This is a genomic window from Protofrankia sp. Cr1, from assembly GCF_963555865.1.
Classification (GTDB): Bacteria; Actinomycetota; Actinomycetes; order Frankiales; family Frankiaceae; genus Protofrankia.
On sequence record NZ_CAUVXO010000232.1, the window covers coordinates 1 to 7,784 of the forward strand.

Genomic DNA, 7,784 nt, shown 5'->3' on the forward strand with positions numbered 1-7,784 from the left:
GAGCAGGGCTCGGGTGACGAGCGCGTGGCGTACCGCGCCGCGCAGGCTTCCGGCGTGGCGGGCGTAGGCGGCAGCCAGGTCGGCGTCGCTCTCGGTCCAGGAATTGATCGTCACGGGCTGTGAGTTCCTCTCGAGTCGGCAAGCAGGCGGCGGAAGAGATAAGGGTGCTGGTAGACCAGCCGGATCGACAGGTACCGGTGGGCCAGCAGACGGGTCAGCTGTTTGCCTGGCGGTCCGGCGGGCAGCTGGTGGGCGCGCGCAGCGGCGCGCAGCGCGACCAGGCCGGGGAGGTGCCGCTCGAAGTACGCCTGGTCGGGCAGGGGACCGCCCAGCCACAGGTACGCGTCGCCGCGGGTCATGAGTTCCCACACGACCGTGTCGCCGAGGTGCTGATTGTGTTGGAGGGCGACGAGGTGCGGGATGCGGACGGCATCCGGAGACGGGCTCGGCGGCGCCGAGCTGGTCAGGTAGGGGCCGGTGGCTTGGCTGCGGCTCCGTAGTGCGCTGAGGTGTAACGCGAACTGGTGCGCCAGCACCGCCCGCCCCTCGTCCGTGCCGGCAGGTGTCAGCACGGCGGCGCGGACACCGAGCCCGCGGAGCGCGACCCAGGTGACGGGGAGCGGGCCGGTGGCGATCCAGGTCAGGAGACCGTCTGCGCCGCAGGCCAGGGCTCGGCGGGCGGTGTGCAGGTCAGTGGTCGGTTGCCGGGGCAGGGCGGTGAGCAGGCCGTCAGCGGGTGGTAGCCGCCATCCGGGTGATGTCAACGTGAACCAGCGTTCCGCGTGGGCCTGGGGGGCGGTCATCGGGCTGTCGGGCCGAATCGCTGGTAGTAGCGGTCCAGCAGGCCGCAGGATTCCAGCACGGCGTCGGTCGCGGCGACGTTGTGGCCCGGGGCGAAGCCGTGGTCGGGGCGAGCGAGGGTCGCGGCGCCGACGAGGAGGGCGGCGAGTACCAGATCGGCGAACTTGTTGGGGAGGCTCTCGGCGTGGTGGAAGTTGATGGGGAAGCCGTCGGCGAGCACGGTGACCGCCGGGCCGGAGCCCAGATGCAGTCGTACCCCGGTGACGCCGACGTCTCGGACGTGCTGCGCCTCGTCGGTTAGCTCGTCGAGCGCGAACTCGTTGGTGCGTGAGGTGGTGGAGACCAGGTAGCAGTCACGGCGGACGAACGCGAGGTGTTCGCCGCGGACAGATGGGCGGCCGGTGGTGCCGACGACGAGCAGCGGCTGGTGCTCGGCGAGCAGTTGGGCCAGCGACCGCGCGGTGAGGAAGCCGCGTTCGTGGGCGGCGATCAGACGGACCAGGGTCGTGTCGTAGACAGCGACGCGCATCCGCCGGTCCCGCAGCACCTCGGCGATCTGCTCCCCGATCCGCCCGAACCCGATCACCAGTGCCGGCTGCCCTTCGAACTTTTCCTCGGGGAGCAGGCGCAGGGTGTTACGTATCGACGCGTCGGCGATGCCGAACGACTCGATGGTGGCTTTCAGCCGCGATTCGGCGACGCTGAACACGGGCACGGGCAGCCGGTCGGCGTACGGCTCGAGTTTGATGATGCCGGAGGTGGTTTGTTCCACCAGCCCAGCGAACGCAGGGACGAGGTCAGGCAGCTGATCGAGGAGTGTCGGCAGGGTGTAACCGCCGTCGTCGATGAGCACTCCGCGCCGGCCAAGGGCCCGCGCCCGGCCCGCGTGATCGACGAGCGCCGCCCGCGCCGCGGTCCACGGGAAGACGGCGATGCCCAACGCCCGCAGGTGGGCGTCGACCCGGCCGGTGTGACGGTAACGATACCCTTTGTCGATCACCGTGAGTGTCGACGGCGAGACGCCCATCGCAAGCGCCGCTTCGACCATGACCAGGAAGTCGGTCATGTGATGCACCGTGAGCATGGGCGCCACCCCACCCAGGCAGCGCGGTGCGACGAACCGCGGCAAGGTCGCTGTCAACGGCATCTGGGCGCGGAGTTCCGCCAGCTCCAGCGGCGTGAACCCGACCCGCGCCACCGCCGACAACAGCGCCCGCAGCTTGTCCGCTGACGCGGCGCCGACATGGTCGACGATCGCGGAGATGACGATGGTGTGCTCGGGCTCCGCCTTCGGGTTGGTGGGGGGGCCAGCGACGACCCGCAGCACGACGCCGTCGGCGAGGGCCAGCCGAGCCTCCTGGCCGCCGTCCGCCATACCGCGATCGACGATCTCCGCAGCGTCACCGAGAGTCGCGACAACCTGTCTAACGAGCGCGGCGCCGTCACCGGACTCGCCGCGAACCGCCACGGAGGCGATCACCGGACCGCGTTCCCCCGCCGAGGCTGCGGGTACCCGGGGAGGGCTCGTGCGAGGTTCCACGACGCGCCGGGGAACCGGAAGTCCCACCGCAGGGCTGGTCATCCCGGCGTCTCGCGCCACGGCGGTCCTCCTTGGTGCGCCTCGATCGCGCCCGTCCCGCTGGTGATCGGTGACGGTCCGCTGCCGCCGCCCGGCGATCGGTGCCGCCGGGTCGGCCTTGGTCACGGTGAGCGTGGCAGTGTTCCGTGGCCGGCAGGAACGCGGCGGCGTCCGAATGTTGGCTGGGTTTTGGCGCTGCCCTGTCGGGTGGGCCGCTACCGTGGCGTGCGACCGGAGCGACGCGGCGTGACATGAGCTGAGGGGCGTCCTGATGACCACGGTGCGGAGGTGGTCGGGGCGGGAAGCTCGGGCGCTGCGCGAGGCGCAGCGGATGAGTGTGCGCGAGTTCGCGGCGCGGTTGGGGGTCAACCCAGCTGCCATCTCCAACTGGGAACGGCGGGGCGACCAAGCGCGTCTGCGTTACCAGACCCAGCAGTTGCTCGATATCGCACTCACCCGAGCCCCGGACGACGTCCACCAACGCTTCGAGACCGCGCTTGCCGACGATGAGCCGACGCCGGCGGAGTCGGACGCCTCGCTCAGCCCCGGTCCCCGCGTGCCCAGCCGGCACACGGCGCCCGATGACGTTTCCTCGGACCAGACGGTGAGAGCGGCGATCGGCTGGTCTTCCCGGACGCCAACTCTGGTGGGCGCAGTCGGATCGGCGGCGGCGTCGGCGATGGTCTATCTTCCGCCGCCCAGCGCACTCGAGCGGCTACGCGAGTTCCTCGCGTCGCCGTCACGGATCTACCTGGTGACGGGGCCGCCGGGATGCGGCAAGACGCGGCTGACCTGTTTTCTGGCCGAGTCGTTGGCGGAGGACGTCGACGTCCAGCTACATGGGGCTGATGCATGGAGTGAGCCCGTTGACCTTGCCACGAAAATTCTGCGCTACGCGTCGCTGCCGGGCGGTGAGGAGCCGCTGTTGACGTTGGAAGACGAGAGCGCCACGTTGGACCGGCCGCTACTCGTCGTGATTGACGGTCTGAAGGATCAGGCGCAGTTCCGCTCCATCGCCCGGGAGGTGGATACCGTCCTCCGTCAGGTGACGCACGACCGGCTCAGGTTCCTGCTCGTCGCCCGCACACCGCCCGAAATCGAGGTCGCCGCCTATCCGGTCCTCGCCGCGTCGGTCTTCCCGGCTGGGAACCCGGGCGCAGGCGGCGCCTCCTACGGGATGTCCCGGTGGACGACCGTGGAGGCGCAGCACGTCTGGGATCTCTCCCGACTCCCGGACGACCCGCCGTTTACGGCGTTACCGCCGGCGATCCAGGAACTGATCTGCCTGCCGTTATACATGCAGCTCGTACGCGCGGCCGGCGGCGACGCCTCGACGGGTGCCGTCAACGGCTACCGTCTGGTCGACCACTGCGCGCGAGCGATCCTCCGCGGATCTGGCCGGGACGTCGACCGGTCCCTGCGAGAGCTATCGGACCTCGCCGAAGTTCGGCTTCCCGGTCTCGTCCCGGCACATCTGGTACCCCGTACCGACGCCGCAACCGACGCCGCAACCGACGCCGTGGCCGCGGCGGCCCCGATGGCCACCGCGGCACCGTTAGTCCGCGTCGCCCCGGACGGCGCCGTCGATTTCGACCACGACGTGATCTGCGAGTACTTCCTTGCCACCAGGATCGCCGATCTGGTGCGCAAGCGTGGTCGGTCGGTCGCCACAGTAGGGGCGTTCAACGACCTCGCGACCCAGGCGTGCACCTCCGCCCGGGCACGGAGCGTGTTCGAGCTGGCCGTGCACTGCCTCGACAGCTCCACCCCGGACGTGCTGGCCTCCGTCGCCCTGTCCCCGACGGTGACCGTCGCCGCCACGCTGCCGATGTTGCTGCGGGCTGGCGCCGGCGGGGCGGCATTCACCACGGCGGAAGTCCTACGCACCTGCGCCCGCAGGTGCGCGCAGGATTCAGCCGCGGACCTCGCCCGGTCCCTCCTGGCGACCCCCGCGACCCTCGACGCTCTTGGTGGCGAGTACGACCCGTGGTTGGTCGGCGTCCTCCGCAGGTTCGGTTCCGCGATGTGGACGGATGCAGCTCGGGCAGTCGAGCGGAACCTGAACGGAGAAGCGGTCCGCCGCCTCCTCGAGACGACCGACCTTGACGAGGCCGAGGTAGCGACGTTCTTCGCCCGGTACTTCTTCTTGCTGGTCAGCGACCACGACCTCACCGCCATGCTCGAAACCTTGCTGGGACACCCAGACTGGCGCGTCCGGGCAGCGCTCGCGGACGGTCTCGGCGATGATCTCGCAGCAGGCTCGGCCGTCTCGCAGACGGTGATGGCCCGGCTCGTCGGTGACCCCGACTACAAGGTGCGGGCGGCACTCGCCCAGGCCATCGGCCACAGCGGATTCACCGCCGCGCAGCACCACGTCACGAGCCTGATCGGTGACGACAACTGGCATGTCCGGGAACGCCTCCTGCGCGGGATCCTCAACGGCGACGCTGAGGTAACCGAGACGACGCTCCTCGCGCAGGCCACGATGAGGCGGCTGGCCGTCGACGAGAGCTGGTCGCGTGCTCCCGCGCCTCTCGCGGCGTTGGTCGATCGTCTCTACCTGCTGCACGGCTCCCCCGAGAAGGACCACACACCGGCACGTCGTCATCCCGCACTGTTCTCCCTTCTTCGAGAGATCCGCACCGGGGCGATCCGGCTGCCGGACGGGTTGCAACGGTCACTGATCCACGAGGGGCGGCAGAGCCAGCATTGGCTGGTTCATCGTGAAGCCCACGCAGTCTCCGGCACCGCAGCGGTGTCGTCGGGACGGCACGAGCGGTCGCCCCACGAAGAGTTCCGCCGGCTACGGGACGGCCGATGCGTGCAGATCGCTCTCGATGTACACGACCTCGAGCACGCCTCCACCGTCGCCCGCGCCGCCGCAGCAGCAGGTCTCGACTTCATCGAAGTAGGTGACCCGCTGATCAAACGAGTGGGCGTCGCCGCAGTCGAGCACATCAAACGCCAGGTGCCGAACCTGACTGTGGTCGCCGAGATGATGTCCGCGGACTGGGGCCGGGACCAGGTCGTCCTGGCTGCCGAGGCGGGCGCCGACGTCGTGTTCCTCATCGGACCGGCGTCGACCGCCAGCGTCTCGGCCGCGGTGGACGCGGGGCGCCGACTCGGCGTACCCATCGTCCTCGACGTGCCCTCAGCCCAGGCCGGGGAACAATGGGTCCGCGACATGGAACGTGCCGGCGTCGACGGCTTCGCCGTCACCAGCAACATCGACCTCGGTGTCGGACAGCGGCACCCCATGGCCAACGCACGCACCCTCCGGGCCTGGACCAGGCTGCCGGTCGCGGTCTCCGGCGGCTTCAGCGCCACCGACACCGCGGTCATGGACAGCGGCGACTGGGACATCCTGATCGTCGGACGCAGCGTCACCGAAGCTCTCCATCCCGACGCCGCCGCCAGCAGACTCGCGAGCCTGCTCCGGCCCCCAGCGAAGGACGTCAATGATCGTCACGGACCTTAGCCACGAGCTGATTCCCCGAGTCCAGCAGCTGATGGGACTCGGCGAGCCCTATATCCGGGTCCGGACCTCCTCCGATTACTGGCTCTACGCGCGCCTGTTCTCCTCGACGTGCCCCGTCGCGCTGGTGGGGGACGAGGTCGCCGGTGCGGTCATCGCATTCCGTAGCCAGGACGACCCCCGTGACGTCTACATCCAGGACGTCATCACCCACCCGGACCATCGCAAGCAGGGAGTTGCCCGGACTCTTCTCGCCGCGATCCACCACCGCGCAGCGGCCTGGGGCTGCTCCCGGCTCTACCTGACGTCCGAACCTGACAACACCACCGCCGATGCCACCTGGACCTCGCTCGGCTTCACCAACGTTCCCGGAGATGTCCTCGTCCACGGAGTGTCGGTGAAACGGGATTTCAAGGGTCCAGGGAAAGACCGTGCCGTCTACCAGCTTGATCTCGCACCGCCCCTTTCACGTAGGTGATCACGTCACGGAGGCCGCCCACACCGCGCGGCGGAAGACACTTGCGGGACTCCGATCGGGCATCACAACTCGTACACGACTAGAACAGCGCCGTCTTCACCCCGGGGGACGACCCAAGGGCACGAGACACGGGAGGGTGATCCGACGTGAACCCCAGCGGGACGCTGCCCGTCCGCGTCCTCGGCACCTGCGGTATCGCCGTCCCGACGGTCGGCATCGGCTGCTGGGGGATCGGTGGACCGGACGAGAACCTCGGCCGGTTGGTCACCGCGACGGGACGGGACGCCCTCGTGCTGTCCTCGAAGGTCGGCTACTTCGCCGGCGCCGCACCGCACGGATTCGACCCCGGCCACATGCGCCGACAGCTGAATCAGACCCTCGCCAACCTGCACACCGACCACCTCGATCTGTACTTTCTGCATCACGCGGACTTCGGCCCCGCTGACATCTGGCTGGAAGGCGCGGTCGACGCCATCCACACCTTCAAGCGCGAAGGGCTCATCCGCGCCGTCGGGATGCGCGGACCGCACCGCTACGCCCTCGATCGGCTGACGACACCCCCAAACCTGCAGGGCGGCAAGGTCGCCCGCTTCCGCGGACTGTTCGACACGATCCGGCCCGACGTCCTGGCCGTGCGGGACAACCTGCTCACACCGCCTGCCACGTCAGAAGGAATCTTCGCCTTCGCCGCCGACCGCCACCTTGGCGTTCTCATCACCACAGCATGAGATCGCGATCCCCACCCTCACCGACGCCCTCGACCTCGTCCGCGGCACCCCCGCACGCCTACCCTGGCTCGACGCCGAACTCGGCTCCACCCTGACCACCACCGCCGCCGGCGACCACCACGCCGTCACCACCGAATACCACGCCTACCTCCACGCCGAACAAGCCGACCCACTCAGCGACGGCGACACCGACCGCGACCTCGAAACCCTCCACCACCAGCTCACCCGCCCGAACTCCCGGATTTCCGCATGATCGTCCGGATCGCAGATCACGTCTGGACAAACAAACACGCACGCTGGAACCGCACGCGCATGCCGCGATACTCCCGTTTCTTACGACTCAGGAAACGGCGGAAACGACCAGCACGACGAGAGTGATCAGGCCGACCAACCAGACCCCAACGGTGGACAGCAGGATTCCACCCATGACGAACGAGTCCGTCCATGACCATGCCTGCGTCGCGGCGGACGGGGCCAGCGGAGCCCGCTGACCGGGACCCACGACCCGCCAGCACACGCACGGCCATTACACCCTCACCCGCACGTTCACCGATGAGGACGACGGGACCAGCGATCGTTTCGACTCGTAGGCCCCGACCCCGCCTCACAAAGCAAGGATCAGCAGACAGGCGACGGCCGGAAGACCCAGCCGCATAACGTCGCCGCGCGTACGTCGGAGTAGGTAATTCCCACCTCGGCACCCCACCTGAGCTGCGAACACAC

General features: G+C 69.2%; 7 protein-coding genes. 4 read left to right on the forward strand and 3 right to left on the reverse strand.

Annotated elements, in window-relative coordinates:
• Window positions 1-110: 110 nt before the first annotated feature.
• Window positions 111-803, reverse strand: a complete 693-nt coding sequence (locus U9980_RS17200; protein ID WP_322768846.1) for a hypothetical protein — start codon at window positions 801-803, stop codon at window positions 111-113.
• A complete protein-coding gene (locus U9980_RS17205) occupies window positions 800-2,401 on the reverse strand; it encodes an NAD(P)-dependent oxidoreductase (RefSeq protein ID WP_322768847.1) in 1,602 nt (533 codons plus the stop codon). The genes U9980_RS17200 and U9980_RS17205 overlap by 4 nt, the downstream gene beginning before the upstream one ends.
• Window positions 2,402-2,651: 250 nt before the next feature.
• On the opposite strand from U9980_RS17205, the gene U9980_RS17210 reads away from it, so the two are divergent.
• From U9980_RS17210 to U9980_RS17225, 4 genes are all read left to right on the forward strand, one after another.
• A complete protein-coding gene (locus U9980_RS17210; protein WP_322768848.1) occupies window positions 2,652-5,858 on the forward strand; it encodes an orotidine 5'-phosphate decarboxylase / HUMPS family protein in 3,207 nt (1,068 codons plus the stop codon).
• A complete protein-coding gene (locus U9980_RS17215; RefSeq protein ID WP_322768849.1) occupies window positions 5,839-6,333 on the forward strand; it encodes a GNAT family N-acetyltransferase in 495 nt (164 codons plus the stop codon). Before U9980_RS17210 ends, U9980_RS17215 begins: the two co-directional genes overlap by 20 nt.
• A 146-nt stretch (window positions 6,334-6,479) precedes the next feature.
• Window positions 6,480-7,061 carry an aldo/keto reductase gene (locus U9980_RS17220; protein ID WP_322768850.1) on the forward strand — a complete coding sequence of 194 codons (582 nt, stop codon included), beginning with the start codon at window positions 6,480-6,482 and terminating at the stop codon, window positions 7,059-7,061.
• Window positions 7,036-7,314 (forward strand): hypothetical protein, encoded by a 279-nt coding sequence (locus tag U9980_RS17225; protein WP_322768851.1) that lies wholly within the window; start codon window positions 7,036-7,038, stop codon window positions 7,312-7,314. The genes U9980_RS17220 and U9980_RS17225 overlap by 26 nt, the downstream gene beginning before the upstream one ends.
• Window positions 7,315-7,401: 87 nt before the next feature.
• Here the strand turns inward: U9980_RS17225 and U9980_RS17230 are convergent, their stop codons facing one another.
• Window positions 7,402-7,563: a hypothetical protein gene (locus U9980_RS17230; protein ID WP_322768852.1), complete on the reverse strand. Its 162-nt coding sequence runs from the start codon at window positions 7,561-7,563 to the stop codon at window positions 7,402-7,404.
• Window positions 7,564-7,784 lie beyond the last annotated feature (221 nt).